Below are 15603 nucleotides of genomic sequence, written 5' to 3'. Positions count from 1 at the left end.
CCCGCCAGCCGGCGCCGTCCCAGTAGCGCCAGGCGCGCGCTTCGGCGAGCCGGCCGACGGGGACCCGGGCGAGGTACGCCCGGGCGGCCGGGTGGTTGGTGGGGGCATCGCCGCCGTACACGTAGGTGTAGCGCCCCTCCGGTACGGCCGCCGTCCCGTACAGCACGCGGGCTCCGGGGTCGGGCACAGACGCGCGGTCGGCGACCGTGGTGACGCGTTCCAGGCGCAGCCGGGGCAGGGAGAGCGTGGCGACCTCGGTGGAGCGGGGCTCGCCGAAGAGCCAGGGGCCCGTTCCCGGGGCGCGGTTCCACAGCAGGACGCGGAGTACCCGTTCGGAGGAACCGGGTGTACGGGGTTCCACGCGCGCGGCCACCGGCCAGCGCCACGCCCCCGTCGGCGCGCGCCCACGCGGCGGGTCGGGGAAGTAGCCAGCGGGCCCGGCCGGAGTGTGGCGGACCAGGGTGTCGTACGGGCGTCCCGTCCGGTCCCCGACGACGAGGGAGTTGCGGAGCAGGGCGGGCGGGCCGCCGCCGTCGGCCTTCCGGCGCCAGGAGTGCGGCTGTCCCTTGGGGTTGGGCGGTCCCTCGACCCGGTCGAGGAAGGTGTCGGAGAACAGCCAGAGCACGCGGCCGTCGGGCAGCCGTACGGAGTGGGTGCCGTCGCCGCCCGTCCAGTCGTCCAGCCGGGAGTTGTCGTCGCCGTACCGGGCGAACGCGCTGGTGAGGCGGGGTTCGGGAGCCCAGGAGGCGATCTCCCTGGCGGCGCAGGGGGCGGCGTGTCCGCCTGTCGGTACGGTACCGAGCACGGCGGCCACGACGGTCGCGGCGAGCAGCGCCGCCAGGGCGGTGGTGCGCCGGGACACCTGGCCGACGGGACGTCTCATGCCCCGATCATGCCTCGGCGGGCCGCGCGCTTCGGTCCGACACAGGCTCTCAGTGGTGCCCGTCGTGTCCGGGAATCGTGCCGTCCGGCTTGGCGATCAGGAGCATGCCGGCCATGCCCATGTCGGAGTGGCTCTGGACGTGGCAGTGGTACATCCAGGCGCCGGCGCCGACGCCCTCGCCCGCCAGGAACTGGAAGCCGAAGGAGTCGGCCGGGCCGGTGATCTTGTTGTCGACGATCCGGCTGGGGTCGTCCGGGCCGGTCAGCAGGCCCGTGCGGTTGTCGGCCCAGCGGTGTCCGTGCACGTGGAACGTGTGGTAGTACTCGCCGTGCGTGATCATGATGATCTCGACGCGGTCGCCGATGGTGGCCTTGAAGTCGGGCCCCTTGGGCAGGTTGTTGATCGTCATGTCGTTGAAGACGATGGTGAACTGGCGGTCCGGGTCGGGCAGGATGTCGCCCTCCCTGCGGACCACGACCGGGCCGTAGAGGCCCTTGCGTATGCCGCCGGTGCCGTGTTCGGTGCCGACGACGTGGTCGTGGTAGTGCCAGTAACCGGCGCTGCCCGGGCGCCAGGTGCCGTCCTTGCGTCTGCCGGGGGTGTGCGTGCGCCAGGTGTAGGTGCGGGTGCCGCCCGGCTCGATGTGACTGCGGTTCATCTTCGTGCCGTCGCTGGCGGTGTCGTAGTCCACGCCGTGCACATGGAGGCTGGCCGCGACGTCGAGGGTGTTGGTGACCTCGATGTGCAGGGTGTCGCCTTCGGTGCACTCGATGAGCGGGCCGGGGACGGTGGCCTTGCCCTTTTCCAGGCCGTAGCCGAGCTTTCCGTCGGGGAGTTGCTCCATGTAGAGCTTCAGGTGTTTCACCTCGCCGCCGGCGCCTGCCCTGCGTACGGTCCCCTGGGGCGCGGCGGCCGTTGCCGCGGGGGCCAGGCCGATCGTGCCGAGTGCCGCGGCGGCGGCCCCGCCCGCGAACAGCCGGCGGCTGACCGCCCCGGGCACGGCGGTGTTGACGGAGTCCTCGGTCATCGTGCTCCCCTCGCAGAAAGCGCTCTCGGCAGTGAGCCGTCCGGAACGGTAGCGCCGTGATCTTCGTTTATCCACGCCAAGGACAAAGTTTGTTGACTTGCGGTCATAGCTCTTGGCGGGCCGCCGAAAGAGGTCTAGCTTCGTCGGCTGTCGCTGTGTGCTCACAGCTGTGTCCTCAGAGGGGTGGGTGAACCATGCGTCGCGCACCACGTCAGAAACGCACCACCACCGGGCGGCTGAGACGGACGGCCGGGCTGTCCGCGCTGGCCGTCACGGCGGCCCTGCTGGGCGGGACCCCCGCGCTGGCCGGGGCCCCGCCGGAACCGTCCGTACCGAAGCTCGCACTGCCCTCGCCGCCCGGCGGCGAGAACGTCCGCGTACTGGTCTTCCACGCCTCGGCGGGCGAGGAGCCGCCGACGGTGAACGCCGGCATCGAGGCGATCGAGAAGATCGGGCGGCAGGGGCCGGCCGCCGAGCACTTCGCGATCGACGCCACGGCCGACCCGTCGGTCTTCGCCAAGCCCCGGCTCGGCCGGTACAACGCGGTCGTCTTCCTGACCGGCGGCGGCGATGTGCTCGATCCCGAGCAGGAAGCGGGCCTGGAGAGCTACATGGAGGCCGGCGGCGGGTTCGTCGGCATCCACGACGCGGCCCGCGCCGAGCCGTACTCCGACTGGTTCACCGGCCTGATCGGCGCCCGCCCCACGGGCGGCACCGACAACATCCAGCGCGCCACCGTCGAGGTCGGCGACCGGGACAACCCGGCCACCAAGAGCCTGCCACTGGAGTGGAAGCGCCCCGACCGGTGGCTCAACTGGGCCGAGAATCCCAGCGGTTCGGTGCACACCGTGGCCCGCGTACGGGAGAACACCTTCCGGCCCGGCACGGGTGCGAACGGCGCCGACCATCCCATCTCCTGGTGCCGCGACTACGACGGCGGGCGGTCCTTCTACACCGGCATGGGCGGCACGGCCGCCGGCTTCCAGGAGTCCGACTTCCGGGCCCACCTGCGCGGCGCGCTGCTGTGGACCACCCGGCTCGCCCGCGCCGACTGCCGGGCGACCATCGCCTCGAACTACACCGCCGAGCGGGTCACCCGGCCCAACCAGCCGGGTCAGCACGACCAGATCGGCGAGCCGCACGGCGTAGTGACCGCCAAGGACGGCCGGGTGTTCTACATCGGCCGCGGCGGCGAGGGCTCGGACGCGCCCGTGATCACCGACTGGAACAACCCCGACATCGGCAAGGGCAAGGGCACCGTCCACGTCTACGACCCGAAGACACAGCAGGTCACGCTCGCGGGCGAGGTCACCGTCTTCGGCAACAAGGGCGGCGGCGACGAGCTGGTCAAGAACGAGGAGGGGCTGCTCGGCATCGAGCTGGACCCGCACTTCCTCGACAACGGCTGGGTGTACCTGCACTACACGCCGCACTCGAAGATCGACCGCGAGACGCACATGGCCGAGCGCCGCGTCTCCCGCTTCACCATGGACCTGAAGACGGACAAGCTGGACATGTCCTCGGAGAAGGTGCTGCTGAAGTGGCCGGTGCAGATCCACAGCTGCTGCCACGCGGGCGGCGGCATGGCCTGGGACTCCAAGAACAACCTCTACATCGCCACGGGTGACAACAACTCCAGCCAGTTCAGCGACGGTTACTCGGGCAACAACCCGCAGCCCAACTTCAAGGGCGTCTCCTTCGCCGACGCCCGCCGGACCGCGGGCAACACGAACAACCTCAACGGGAAGATTCTGCGGATCCACCCCGAGGACGACGGCACGTACACCCTCCCCGAGGGCAATCTCTTCACCGGCAAGGAGACCGCCGAGGGCGGCGGCAAGACCCGCGGCGAGATCTACGTCATGGGCGTCCGCAACCCCTCCCGGATCTCCGTCGACAAGAAGACCGACACGCTCTACGCGGGCTGGGTCGGGCCGGACGCGACCGACCCGAGCGAGACCTGGGGACCGGCGAAGTACGACACGTTCGCCACGATCACCCACGCCTCCAACCGCGGCTGGCCGTTCTGCATGGGCAACAAGCAGCCCTACCGCGACCGCAACCTGCCGGACCCGGGCAAGCCGCTGGGCTGGTACGACTGCGACAACCTGAAGAACGAGTCGCCGAACAACGACGGGCTGGTCAACATCCCGCCCGCCGAGGCCAACAACATCTGGTACTCCCCCGCCGGCGGCGGCCCGGACTTCCCGCGGGACGCCAACGGCGTGCCGAGCTACAAGAAGTCCGAGCAGAAGTTCCTGCTGCCCTGGCTCAAGGGCGGTGGGCAGGCCGCGATGGACGGCCCGGTCTACCGTTACGACGCCGCCACGGCGGGCAAGGACGCCTGGCCCGCGTACTGGGACGGCAAGTGGTTCGTGGGCGACTTCTACGACGGTGAGCAGCCGCGGAACGCGGTCGTCATGGACCCGAAGACGGCCGGTTCGGGCGGGCTGCCCGTGCACGCCGAGACCCTCGACAAGATCATTCCGGTCGGGGCCGACGGCATCCGCAACCTGATGGGCTGGACGTTCGCGCCCGACGGCTCGCTCTACGTCCTGGACTACGGGCGCGGCTTCTTCACCCACGACGGCAAGTCGGCGCTGTGGCACATCACGTACCACGGCGGCCCGGCGACTCCGCTCCCCGCTGACCTGGCCCGGAAGGCGGTCCGATGAACCGGCGGCTGACCGCTCTGCTCTCCGTCCTGTTCCTGCTGCTCGGGGTCGGCGTCACGACGGCCCACGGGCAGCCGGCGCCCGCCGAGGTGCAGCAGACCCTGACCTGGACGGCGGGCGACGACATCACCAAGTACGCCTCGGCGCCCACCACAGCCGTGGCCGGGAAGACGACCATCGTCTTCGAGAACAGCGAGGCCACCGGCAACACCATGGGGATGCCGCACACCCTGACCTTCGTCACCTCCGACCCGGAGTACAACCAGGACGTCAGCCTCAACATCATGGCGAATCCCGGTGACTCCTCCGGCGGCAAGCACACCGCCGAAGTCACGCTCAGCCCCGGCAAGTACCGCTACCACTGCACCATCCCCGGCCACGAGCAGATGCAGGGCATCCTCGTCGTCACCGACGGCGGCAACGAGGACACCACGGCGCCGGAGACCTCGGCGAAGGTCGAGGGACAGAAGAATGCCGACGGCGCGTACGTCGGCAGTGCCACCGTCAGCGTCTCGGCGACGGACGGCGGCTCGGGCGTGGACCGGATCGAGTACGCGGTGGGCGACGCCGGCTTCCAGCCGTACACCGCGCCCCTCGTGGTCGACCAGGTCGGCACGCACAAGATCCGTTACCGCGCTGCCGACAAGGCGGGCAATGTCGCGGCGGAGAAGTCGGTGGACTTCACCGTCGTCGCGCCGCCGACGGACGACACCACGCCGCCGGAGACCAGCGCGACCGTGACCGGCGAGAAGAACGCGGACGGCGCCTACGTCGGCATGGCGACGGTGACCGTCACCGCGTCCGACACCGGGTCCGGGGTCAACACCATCGAGTACGCGCTCGGGGACGGCGCCTGGCAGCCGTACACCGGGCCCGTCATGGTGCACGAGGCCGGTGCCCACAAGGTCCGCTACCGGGCCGCCGACAAGGCCGGCAACGCCGCGCCGGAGAAGTCCGTGGACTTCACCGTCGTCGCGCCGCCGCCCGAGGACACCACCCCGCCGGACACCGCGGCCAAGGTCGAGGGGGACAAGAACTCGGACGGCGCGTACATCGGGAAGGCGACGGTGACCCTCACGGCCACCGACGAGGGCTCCGGTGTGGCGAAGACCGAGTACTCGCTGGACGGCGGGCCGTATCTCGCGTACGAGAAGCCGGTGATCGTGGACCGGGTGGGATACCACTCGCTCGCGCACCGGGCGACCGACAAGGCGGGCAACACCTCGCCCGCGCGGACGGCCTCCTTCACCGTCGCCACGGGCGGCGGGGTGCCGGCGCCGCCCTGCCCGGAGCACGACGAGCGGCTGACCGTCATCGTCGGCACGGTCGACACCGGTGTACCGAACCGGGTCACCGGCAACCGCTGCATGATCAACGAGCTGATCGAGGACGAGAAGGACTGGTCCTCGCAGGCGCTCTTCCTCAAGCACGTCACGGAGGTGACCGACAAGCTCCTGAAGGAGGGTGTGATCGACAAGCGGGAGTACCGCGCGATCAACAAGGCGGCCCGCCAGTCCGGCATCGGCAAGCCCGGGCAGCACACCGGCTACCGCGACCTCTTCGACGGGACGCAGGCGTCCTTCGAGAAGTGGGAGCACGTGGGCGGCGGCGCCTTCTCGCTCACCGGTGACGGCGCCATGACCAGCAGCACCAAGGTCGACGGCATGGGCATGCTGTGGTTCCCCGAGCGCCGCTTCGACGACTTCTCGCTGAAGCTGCGCTTCCGGGACGACGCGCCGGGCACCGGCAACGCCAACGGCGGGGTCTTCGTCCGCTTCCCCGATGTCCACGACCACCCCGAGGAGTCCCGTCCCGAGTGGGTCGCCATCAAGTACGGACATGAGGTCCAGATCCTGGACCGTCCGGACGGCGACATGTACAAGACGGGCTCGATCTACGGGTTCGACCGGGTCGGCCTCGGCGGCGCCGGGGTCACGCCCAAGGGCACCTGGAACGACTACGAGATCCGGGTGACCGACCAGCACTACGAGATCTACCGCAACGGCAAGCTGATCAACGAGTTCGACAACACCGGCGGGCAGGTCTTCAACCCGCCGCGGGACGACGACCCGGGCACCGACGGCCGGCGCTACGCCTCCGGCTACATCGGCCTCCAGGTCCACAGTACGAGCGACGTCATCTCGTACCGCGATATCCGCATCCAGGAGCGGTGAGCGCGCGTACTGACGGCGGCGGCCGCCGGGGATCTTCCCTGGCGGCCGCCGCTTTCGTCCGTGTCAGGCGGTCAGCAGACGCCGTCCCCCGGCTTCGGGTTGCCGAGCCCGAAGGCCGGGCGCAGGCGGAGGCCCGCCCAGGTGCCGACGAGCGCCGCCGCGCCCCAGATCCAGCCGTGCAGGCTGCCGGAGGCGATGCCGGCGAGGTACGCGCCGATGTTGCAGCCGCCGGCCATCCGGGCGCCGACGCCCATCAGGACGCCACCGAGCACGGCGGCGAGCGCGGTGCGGGCGGGCAGGCCGCGGTGCAGCTTCCATACGCCACCCGCCGCGGCGGCGACAGCCGCGCCGATCATGATGCCGAGGTCCGTCAGGCTGGTCTTGTCGGCGAGGACCGGGCCCGCGTACGAGGCGGCGTTCTTCGGGTCCTGCCAGAACGCCCAGTGCTCGGGAGAGCCGCCGAGCGCGCCCACCAGCTTCGAGCCCCACAGCGCGAAGGCGCTGGTGATCCCCCAGGCGCCGCCGGAGACCAGCAGCACGCCCGCGCCGAGGACGGCGAGCGCCAGCGCGCCGGCCCACAGGGTCCAGGAGCCGCGGAAGACGCGGGCCGGGGTGGTGCGCGCGGACGGCGGGGTGCCGACCGGCGGCGGGTTGCGGCGGGCCTGGACGCGGCGGGAGACCAGGACGACCACGGCGAGCAACACCATGGTCACGGCCCAGGAGCCGGCCCAGCCCAGGTGGTCGGAGAACAGCACCGGGTCAAAGGCGGGCAGGTCGCGCCAGAGGTTGTACTGCCAGGCGGCGAGGGTCGAGCCGGCGATGAAGCCGCCGAGGGTGAGCACGATGGTGCTCTGGCCCGAGCCGACGGCGAAGAGCGTGCCGGAGGCGCAGGCGCCGCCGAGCTGCATGCCGACGGCGAAGAGGAAGGCGCCGACCAGCAGGGCGATGCCCAGCGGCCCCGCGCTGGGCGCGGGTACCGAGCCGAACAGGCCGGTGCCGGTGCCGATGAGCAGCGCGAAGAGCGTCGCCGTGGTGCCGAGCAGCAGGGCGTGGGCGCGCAGCCCGGTGCCGTTGCCGACGGCGATCAGCTGCCGCCAGGCGGAGGTGAAGCCGAAGCGGGAGTGGAAGAGGGCGAAGCCCAGGGCGATGCCCAGGAGCAGCAGGATGCCGGGCTTGGCGCCGTTGGCGGTCCACACGTAGGCGGTGAGGCCCGCGCCGATCAGGCCGGCGACCACCAGGGGCGTCCGGCGGACGGGCGGCGCGGGCTCGGCCTCGGGCGCGGGCGTGCGGGTGGGTGCCGGGGTGAGCAGGGTGCCGGTACGAGGCGGGGCCTCGGCCGCCCCGGCGGGGGGAGCGGTCGTCACGTGGGTCTCCGTGGGAGGGGATGCGGTACGTACGGACGTACCGGAAAGGGCCGGACCGGGGGCGTCAGCGGCTACAGAGCGCGTCGTCGACGTCCCACGGCGTCGCCGCGAAGAGCGCGAGCGTGAGCACACTGGCGGGTCCGAGCATGCCCTCCACGGTAATACCGGGTGTAAGCCCCACGTAACGCCGTCTCGTATGGCGAGACGATGTGTCCGCTCGGCGATATCACGGCCGTACCTCCGCGACCGGGCACAATGGGCGCATGCCCCGTCGTACCCCGCGCCCCCAGCACACCGCAGCCCCTGCGATCACCGCGTCCTCGCCCTGCCCCTGCGGCCTTTCCGCCCCGTACGGGGAGTGCTGCGGGCGGTGCCACGCCGGGACGGCGGCGGCGCCCACCGCCGAGCGGCTGATGCGCTCGCGCTACAGCGCCTTCGTGGTCCGCGACGAGGCCTATCTGCTGCGGACCTGGCATCCGGACACCCGGCCGCCCCGCATCGAGTTCGACGCGGGGCAGCGCTGGCTGGGCCTGGAGATCCTTCAGACGTCCGAGGGCAGCGCGTTCCACACCACCGGAGCCGTCGAATTCCGGGCGCGGTTCCTGTACGGCGGCACGGAGGACACGCTGCACGAGCACAGCCGCTTCGTCCGGCACGACGGCACGTGGGTGTACCTGGACGCGCTCTTCGCGGAGTGACCGTCGGCGGTCACCCGCCCGGTACGAGTGTGATCCGTCGCGTCGTGTGCCGCTCGATACGGTCGCGCGAGTACAGCAGTGGGAACGCCTCGTCCGCCGCCCATGGCTCGAACAGGTCCCGGTAGTGCGGGCCGGCCGGGTCGCCGGACTGGCCGGGCGCGTTCATCGCCACCGAGTCGTCCCACGAGCCGACGTCCACGACCAGCCGGAAGGTGGCGCCGCCGGACTGCCGGAAGCCGGGGCCGTACGCCGTCGCCGAGACCGTGTCGCCGCTGCCGCCGCGCGGCGCGGGGCCCACCGAGGACCAGTCCGCGGCCTCTTCGCCGAGGAGCGCGGCCAGGGGGTGGTGCGGATGCGCTTGGTGGAGCGCGCCCCAGCGCCACGCGCCGGGGTCGGGCCCGAGCAGCTCCGCGGTCTCCGCCATCGCGGGGCCGAGGCTGGTGAGGATCGCCGCGCGGATCGCCGCGTCCGGGTCGGGCCCGAGCCGGTCCCCCGGTGCGAGGAGGAGCGAGAGGTCGACCCGGGGGTCGGCGCTGGCGTCCTCGGCGGGCAGCACGCGGGCCAGCGCCGCTGCCACCCGCTCCGCAGGGAGCAGCCGGGCGAGGGCGCGGCGCAGCAGCTCGGCGCGTAGGTGGCGGCGGTACCAGATCTCGAAGAGCGCGGCGGCGGGCGAGTCCGCGTCGAGCGACGCGTCCCAGTCCCGCAGCAGCTTCAGCCCCTCGCTCACCTGCTGGTCGTCCGCTGTGAGGCCCGCCAGCAGCGGCTGGATCTCGCGCGCGGGCAGGCTCACGTAGTCGTTCTGCAGAGCCACGCAGTCCGGCACGGTCCAGTCCGACCGCGCGGCCAGCGCCTCGGCGAGGCGGTGGTGGCGGTGGGGCGCGTACCAGTCGTAGGTGACGGTCCGCTCGGCGTGGGGGTACTCCTCGGGGAGGTTGAGCTGGTTGGCCGTGGCGAACCAGCCGTCCTCCGGGTCCCGTACGGAGGGCAGCGCGCCGACCGGATGGTGCCCGTCCCATTCGTACCGGCCGTCGCCCGGCACCGGGAGGGTGCCGTCCCAGCCGCGGCGGACGGGGACGCGCCCGGCCGGGCGCCAGCCGGTCGTGCCGTCCGGGGCCGCGTAGACCTGGTTCTCGCCGGGCGCGCCCCACCGCTCCATGGCGGCGACGAAGGCGTCGGGCCCGGCCGCGCCCATGTAGTCCATGCTGCCGAGGTACGGGGCCATGCCCGGCTCCAGCCAGGCGGCCCGGACCGCGAACGCGGCGGCCCGGTCCGGGCGTTCGTCGATGACCGGGCCGTGCCGGGTGAACCACAGGTCGGTGGTGACGGGCTCGCCGCCGCGCACCGGAATGGTCTCGGTGACCTTCGTCATCGCCTCCCAGCCGTCCCCGTAGGCGTACCGCTTCGGGTCGGCGGGGTCGGTGCGGTAGACGTACAGGTCCTCCTGGTCGATGGGGAAGATCGTGAGGCCGAAGGCGAGGCGGCCGTTGTGGCCGATGGAGACGCCGGGCAGGGCCGGCTCGCCCGCGCCGATGACGTCGAGGCCAGGGGCCGAGAGGTGCGCGAGGTAGCGCAGCGCGGGCAGGGTGACGGCGCGGTGCGGGTCGTTGGCCAGCAGCGGGCGCCCGGTGGCGGTGCGGGACGGCCCGAGCACCCAGTTGTTGCTACCGTCGATGCCCTGGCGCGGCGCGTTCGCGGCCCACGGCGGGGTGGTGGCCATCCGGTACACGCGCAGCACGTCGTCCGGGATGACGGAGAGGTCCAGGCCCTCCGGTACGCGCAGCTCGTGGGCGGGCTCGCGGACCTTGCGCAGCTCCTCCACCTCCGGCCCGAAGTCCCGCAGGGTGAGGGCGCGTTGCACCTCGTCGTGGAGGTTGTAGTAGAGGCCGTGGCTGCGGATGCGGGCGACGTCGGCAGGCTGCCAGTACGCCGGTTCGTAGTCGAGCAGCCGGAACTCCGGCGGGAGGTACGCGCGCTGCTCGCGACAGAGGGTGACGAAGGCGTTGATGCCGTGCACGAAGGCGGTGGTGGTCCGCTCGGTGTCCGGGCCGTACGCCTGCCACTCCGCCGCCATGTCGCCGCGGTAGAGGAACAGCCGCGCCGCCCGGTCGTGTTCGGCGTACTCGGGGCCGAAGACCTCCGCCAGCAGGCCGAGGCCGCGCCGCCGCCACAGGTCGATCTGGAAGAGCCGGTCGCGGGCCGCGTTGAACCCCTGCGCGAGGAAGAGGTCGGCGCGCGAGGAAGCGTAGAGGTGCGGCACGCCCCAGCGGTCGACGAGGATCTCCACGGGGGCGGCGAGGCCCGGTACTTCAAAGGTGACCGCGGTGCCGGATGCCGTCATCGGGTGGCCTCCTCGTGTACGCGCTCGCCGCCCACGTATGTCGCGCGTACGGGGATCGCGGCGATGCCGTGGGGGTCGGTGGTCAGCGGGTTCTCCCCCAGGACGACGAAGTCGGCGAGGTGGCCGGGGGCGATCCGGCCCTTGTGGTGGGCCGTGCCCTCCGCCTCGGCCGAGCCGAGGGTGAAGATGCGCAGCGCCTCGGCGGCGGTGACCCGCTGCGAGGGTCCGACCGCCGCGCCGTCCTCGATGCCCTCGCGGGTGACCATCGACTGCAGGCCGAGGAGCGGTTCGTACGGGCCGCAGGGGTAGTCCGAGGACCCGGCGACGGTGACGCCCGCGTCCAGGAACGAGCGGTGCGCGAACATCCGCTCCGTGCGCTCGGGCCCGTACCAGGTGTTGAGCGCGCCGCCGTGGTAGCCCGCGTACCCGGCGAACGGCACGGCGATCGCGTCCAGCGCCTTCATGCGGGCGAGGATGGCGTCGTCGATGAGGGTGCAGTGTTCGATGCGGTGCCGCAGCCCGGGGCGCGGCAGCTCGCTGTGCGCCGCTTCGAAGGCGTCCAGGACGAGGCGGATCGCGGCGTCACCGTTGGCGTGCACGCCGATGCGGTTGCCGTCCGCGTGCACCTCCCGGACCTGCGCGAACAGCTCCTCGGTGGACGTGGTCTGGAGACCGTGCCCGTCCGGGCCGCCGCACTCGGGGTCGGCGTACGGCTCGGCCAGCAGACAGGTCCGGCCGCCGATCGCGCCGTCCAGGAACGCCTTGACGCCGACGAAGCGCAGCAGGTCGTCACCGAAGCCGCTGCCGACGCCGAGTGCCCGGGCCTTGGCGTAGTGGTCGATGGAGAGCAGCATGCCCGTACGCATCGTCAGCCGTCCCTGGCCGCGCGCGGTGCGCAGGAGGGCAATGTCATCCGGGGCGATCAGCGCGTCGCAGATGGAGGTGAGCCCGGCGGCGTGCCACAACTCCTGGGCGCGCAGCAGGCCGCGCAGCCGGTCCTGCGGGGAGCTGGGGGTGAGCGGGGAGTCGCCGCGGGCCGTGGCCGGATAGACGACGTTCATCAGGGCGCGTTCGATCAGCCGCCCGTCGAGGCGGCCGTCGGCGTCGCGGCCGAAGTCGCCGCCGTCCGGGGCCGGGGTGTCCTCGTCGACGCCCAGGGCGCGCAGCGCCGCCGAGTTGGCGACGCCCCAGTGCCCGGCGACCTGCACGACGAGGACGGGGTGGCCGGGCGCGGCCCGGTCCAGCTCCCGGCGGGTGATCCGGCCGGTCTTGACGTCGTCGTACCGGCTGCCGCGTATCCACTCCCCCGGTGCCGTGCGGGCCGCCTCGGCGGTGACGGCGGCGAGCAGGTCGTCGACGGTCGCGACCGCCGCGGCCGAGAGGTCGAGGTGGAGCAGGTCGGTGGCGGCCATCGCGAGGTGGATGTGGGCGTCGTTGAGGCCGGGGATGAGGGTGGCGTCACCGTGGTCGACCTCGCGGGCGCCGGGGAAGCGGTCGCGCAGCGCGGCGAGGGAGCCGGTGGCGCGTATCCGGCCGTCCGCGACGGCGAAGCCCTCGGGCTCGGGGGCGCCTGCCGGCCCGGCGGCACCGGGCACGCGCTGGCTGACGATGTGGGCGGCGCGGTGGAGCACGGGGGGCGTCTCGTCGATCACTTTGCCTCCTCGGTGGCCGCCTGGGCGGGGTCGTTGCCTTCCGTACGGGGTGCGTGCGGTGCGGGGCGCGCTCCCCCGGGCCCGGCGAGCGTGACCGCCACAGTGACCACAAGATTGACGGCCAGCCCGACGATGCCGCCGTTGACGCCGTACAGCGGGTCGTTGCCGCTGGCCCACAGCGCCACCACGACGGCGAGCCCGGCGAGCATCCCGGACACCGCGCCGGCCTTCGACATCCGCCGCCAGAACAGCGCGAGCAGTACCACCGGGACGAGCTGCGCCAGCCCCTCGTACGACAGGACCGACAGCTGGACCAGGGTGTTCGGGTAGAAGAGGGCGCCGCCCAGCGCGATCAGTCCGGCGATCAGACAGACCAGCTGGGAGAGCCGCTTGGTGCGGACGTCGTCGGCGGGCGTGCGGCCGGTGCGGCGGCTGCGCGGGTCGGCGCCGTTGCCGCCGCCGAGCAGCGTGCGGCCCCAGAGCGTGCCGATCGCGAGCATGAACACGCTCATCGGGACGATGGCGGAGAGCGCGCCCGCGACGCCGATGATGGCCACGGCGGGGGCCGGCAGCGAGTCGGTGACCAGGCTGAACAGCGCCAGGTCCGGATTGCCGAGGGCGGGCATGACGAACAGCGCGGTGGCGCCGATCATCATCGGGACGAAGAGCAGGAGTTGGTACCAGGGCAGCAGTACGGCGTTCCGGCGCAGCGCGTTGGGGTTCCGCGCGCTGAGGTAACCGGCGACGGTGGTCGGGAAGATCGTGATCGTCACGGCGTTGAGCAGCAGCGTGCTGATGAACCAGGCCGCGTCCCGGCCGCCGGACGCGTGCCCGGGGAAGGTCAGCCACTCGGGCTTCTCCGCGACCATACGGTGCATGAAGTCGCCGACACCGTCGAGGTAGTGCATCGGGACGTACACCGCGAGGAAGACCACCGCGGCGATGACCAGGACGTCCTTGAGCGCGCTGACCCACGCCGAGCCGCGCAGCCCGGACACCAGGATGAAGATCTCCGCGACGACGAACGAGATGACCGCGGCGACCCGCAGGTCCACGCTCCCGTACGTCATCGCGTTGACCACCACGCCCATGCCCTGGATCTGCACCTGGATGTAGGGCACGAGGAACACCGTGGCGATCACCGCGACGAGGATGCCCACCGGCCGGGAGCGGAAGCGGTGTTCGGCCATGTCCGCGATGGAGATCAGGCCGTGCCGGCTCGCGTACGTCCAGATGGCCGGGCCGACGACGTACGCCACGGCGAAGCCGACCGTGAGGTAGGCGACGAGGTAGAGGATCGGCACGCCGAAGGAGTACGACCAGCCGGCCGTGCCGAGGAAGGAGAAGCTGGTGTAGGTCTCGCCGGCCATCAGCAGCCAGATGAAGAGCACGCCCAGGCCCCGGCTGGAGACCGACCACTCGGCCAGGCCCTTGTCCCGGCCGCGGGCGCTGAGCACGCCGATGAGGATGGTCGCGACCATGGCGAGGCCAAAGATGGTCGTCGCGAGCGCCGCCGAGCCGCTCATGCGGTGCCTCCTTCGGATCCTTCGGGCCCTTCGGCTCTTTCGGTGCTTTCGGGCAGCGGTTCGGCCGCGCCCGTGCGGTACGCGGGGTCCAGGCGGGTGACGGCCCAGATGACGAGGGGGCTGACGACCGTGGCGGCGAGAATCCAGAACAGCAGGAACGGCACGCCGAGGACGCGCGGCTCGATGCGGTTCGCCACGAGCGGCGCCAGGCAGTACAGGACGGCCGGGACGAGCAGCAGCCACAGCGCGGGGCGCCGGGCGCTCACTTGGGGCAGGCCGTCGAGCGGGTGCGCGCCGGCCTCCGCCGGGCCCTCCCGCCCGCGGTCCTCAGGGGCGTGCGACATGGGGCTCCTTCGAGGGGTTTCGAAAGGGATCGAGGGGTACGGGACGACGTGCTGCGGTCGCTGGCCGCTCGGACGTTACCGCAGGTCAGGCCGAGGTCAGACCGTGGGTTCGTAGCGGCCGTCGACCGCGGTCCAGCCGCCGTCCACGGTCAGCACGCTGCCGGTGACGAAGGTGGACGCGTCCGAGACCAGGTAGTGCACGGCACCGGCCAGCTCCTCGGCGCCGGCCCACCGCCGCAGCGCGGACGCCTGCGCGTACGCGTCGTACCACTCGGGGTCGGCGGCGATCTGGTCGGTCAGCGGCGTGCGCACGACGCCGGGCGCGATGGCGTTGAACCGCAGCCCGCGCGGCCCCCATTCGGCGGCCGCCGTCCGCAGGAACTGCACCAGGCCCGCCTTGGACGCCGCGTACACGCTCTGGCCCGGCTCGACCTGTATCGCGCGCATGGAGGCGAGCCCGACGACGCTGCCGCTGCCGCGCTCGGCCATGGCCGGGGCGACGGCCTGTACGAGCGCGAAGTGCGCCCGGAGGTTGAGCGCGACCACCCGGTCGAACTCCTCCAGGGTGTAATCGACGATCCGCTTGCGGACGTTGGCGCCGACGGTGACGACCAGGCCGTCCGGCGCGCCCCACGCGGCGGCGGCAGCGCGCACCGCGTCGCCGTCCAGCACGTCGAGCTCGAACGGGGTGGCCGTGCCGGTGCGGCTGCCGGGCGCCGGCGGCTCCTCCCGCGCGAGCCGGGCGGTCTCCGCCGCGCCCTTGAGGTCGCGGTCGGCGACCGTCACGTCCGCGCCGTGCGCGGCCAGCGCCCGCACGGCCTCCCGGCCGATGCCACTGCCCCCGCCGACGACCACGATGTGCCGCCCGTCGAGGCGGAAGAGGTTCGCGTACGTCATGCCCGGCTCCTTCGCCTGCTGATCG

General features: G+C 72.5%; 11 protein-coding genes. 3 read left to right on the top strand and 8 right to left on the bottom strand.

The window, feature by feature from the left end:
• Together ABT381_RS12035 and ABT381_RS12030 are read right to left on the bottom strand one after the other, a co-directional pair.
• Positions 1–883: DUF5005 domain-containing protein (locus tag ABT381_RS12035; protein ID WP_351591619.1), on the bottom strand; the 883-nt coding region annotated here is incomplete at its 3' end.
• Between the two features lie 49 nt (positions 884–932).
• Entirely contained in the window at positions 933–1910 is a 978-nt protein-coding gene (locus ABT381_RS12030; protein WP_351591616.1) for a multicopper oxidase domain-containing protein, read from the bottom strand.
• 194 nt (positions 1911–2104) lie between these two features.
• On the opposite strand from ABT381_RS12030, the gene ABT381_RS12025 reads away from it, so the two are divergent.
• Both ABT381_RS12025 and ABT381_RS12020 read left to right on the top strand, forming a co-directional pair.
• Positions 2105–4585 (top strand): ThuA domain-containing protein, encoded by a 2481-nt coding sequence (locus ABT381_RS12025; RefSeq protein WP_351591613.1) that lies wholly within the window; start codon positions 2105–2107, stop codon positions 4583–4585.
• Positions 4582–6759: an OmpL47-type beta-barrel domain-containing protein gene (locus tag ABT381_RS12020; protein WP_351591611.1), complete on the top strand. Its 2178-nt coding sequence runs from the start codon at positions 4582–4584 to the stop codon at positions 6757–6759. The genes ABT381_RS12025 and ABT381_RS12020 overlap by 4 nt, the downstream gene beginning before the upstream one ends.
• A gap of 71 nt (positions 6760–6830) precedes the next feature.
• Here ABT381_RS12020 and ABT381_RS12015 read toward each other — a convergent pair whose 3' ends face one another.
• A complete protein-coding gene (locus ABT381_RS12015; protein WP_351591608.1) occupies positions 6831–8123 on the bottom strand; it encodes a YeeE/YedE family protein in 1293 nt (430 codons plus the stop codon).
• A gap of 263 nt (positions 8124–8386) precedes the next feature.
• On the opposite strand from ABT381_RS12015, the gene ABT381_RS12010 reads away from it, so the two are divergent.
• Positions 8387–8821, top strand: a complete 435-nt coding sequence (locus ABT381_RS12010; protein WP_351591605.1) for a YchJ family protein — start codon at positions 8387–8389, stop codon at positions 8819–8821.
• A 10-nt stretch (positions 8822–8831) separates the two neighbouring features.
• On the opposite strand, the gene ABT381_RS12005 is transcribed toward ABT381_RS12010, so the two are convergent.
• From ABT381_RS12005 to ABT381_RS11985, 5 genes are all read right to left on the bottom strand, one after another.
• A complete protein-coding gene (locus tag ABT381_RS12005; protein WP_351591602.1) occupies positions 8832–11159 on the bottom strand; it encodes a penicillin acylase family protein in 2328 nt (775 codons plus the stop codon).
• Positions 11156–12811, bottom strand: coding sequence for an amidohydrolase (locus ABT381_RS12000; protein ID WP_351591599.1), 1656 nt, complete (start codon positions 12809–12811; stop codon positions 11156–11158). Before ABT381_RS12000 ends, ABT381_RS12005 begins: the two co-directional genes overlap by 4 nt.
• A complete protein-coding gene (locus ABT381_RS11995; protein ID WP_351591596.1) occupies positions 12808–14337 on the bottom strand; it encodes a sodium:solute symporter family protein in 1530 nt (509 codons plus the stop codon). Before ABT381_RS11995 ends, ABT381_RS12000 begins: the two co-directional genes overlap by 4 nt.
• Positions 14334–14681 carry a DUF3311 domain-containing protein gene (locus tag ABT381_RS11990; RefSeq protein WP_351591593.1) on the bottom strand — a complete coding sequence of 116 codons (348 nt, stop codon included), beginning with the start codon at positions 14679–14681 and terminating at the stop codon, positions 14334–14336. Before ABT381_RS11990 ends, ABT381_RS11995 begins: the two co-directional genes overlap by 4 nt.
• A 96-nt stretch (positions 14682–14777) precedes the next feature.
• Positions 14778–15578, bottom strand: a complete 801-nt coding sequence (locus ABT381_RS11985) for an SDR family NAD(P)-dependent oxidoreductase (RefSeq protein WP_351591591.1) — start codon at positions 15576–15578, stop codon at positions 14778–14780.
• Between the last annotated feature and the right edge of the window lie 25 nt (positions 15579–15603).

It is taken from the genome of Streptomyces sp. NPDC000151 (genome assembly GCF_040301705.1).
Classification (GTDB): Bacteria; Actinomycetota; Actinomycetes; order Streptomycetales; family Streptomycetaceae; genus Streptomyces.
Note: the sequence above shows the minus strand (reverse complement) of the source record. Positions and strands in the feature narration are given on the sequence as shown.

What these genes read in the sequence shown, in the direction of transcription:
- ABT381_RS12030 (WP_351591616.1), bottom strand. Translation starts at nt 1,910, where the DNA reads ATGACCGAGGACTCCGTCAACACCGCCGTGCCCGGGGCGGTCAGCCGC.
- ABT381_RS11990 (WP_351591593.1), bottom strand. Translation starts at nt 14,681, where the DNA reads ATGTCGCACGCCCCTGAGGACCGCGGGCGGGAGGGCCCGGCGGAGGCC.
- ABT381_RS12005 (WP_351591602.1), bottom strand. Translation starts at nt 11,159, where the DNA reads ATGACGGCATCCGGCACCGCGGTCACCTTTGAAGTACCGGGCCTCGCC.
- ABT381_RS12020 (WP_351591611.1), top strand. Translation starts at nt 4,582, where the DNA reads ATGAACCGGCGGCTGACCGCTCTGCTCTCCGTCCTGTTCCTGCTGCTC.
- ABT381_RS11985 (WP_351591591.1), bottom strand. Translation starts at nt 15,578, where the DNA reads ATGACGTACGCGAACCTCTTCCGCCTCGACGGGCGGCACATCGTGGTC.
- ABT381_RS11995 (WP_351591596.1), bottom strand. Translation starts at nt 14,337, where the DNA reads ATGAGCGGCTCGGCGGCGCTCGCGACGACCATCTTTGGCCTCGCCATG.
- ABT381_RS12025 (WP_351591613.1), top strand. Translation starts at nt 2,105, where the DNA reads ATGCGTCGCGCACCACGTCAGAAACGCACCACCACCGGGCGGCTGAGA.
- ABT381_RS12010 (WP_351591605.1), top strand. Translation starts at nt 8,387, where the DNA reads ATGCCCCGTCGTACCCCGCGCCCCCAGCACACCGCAGCCCCTGCGATC.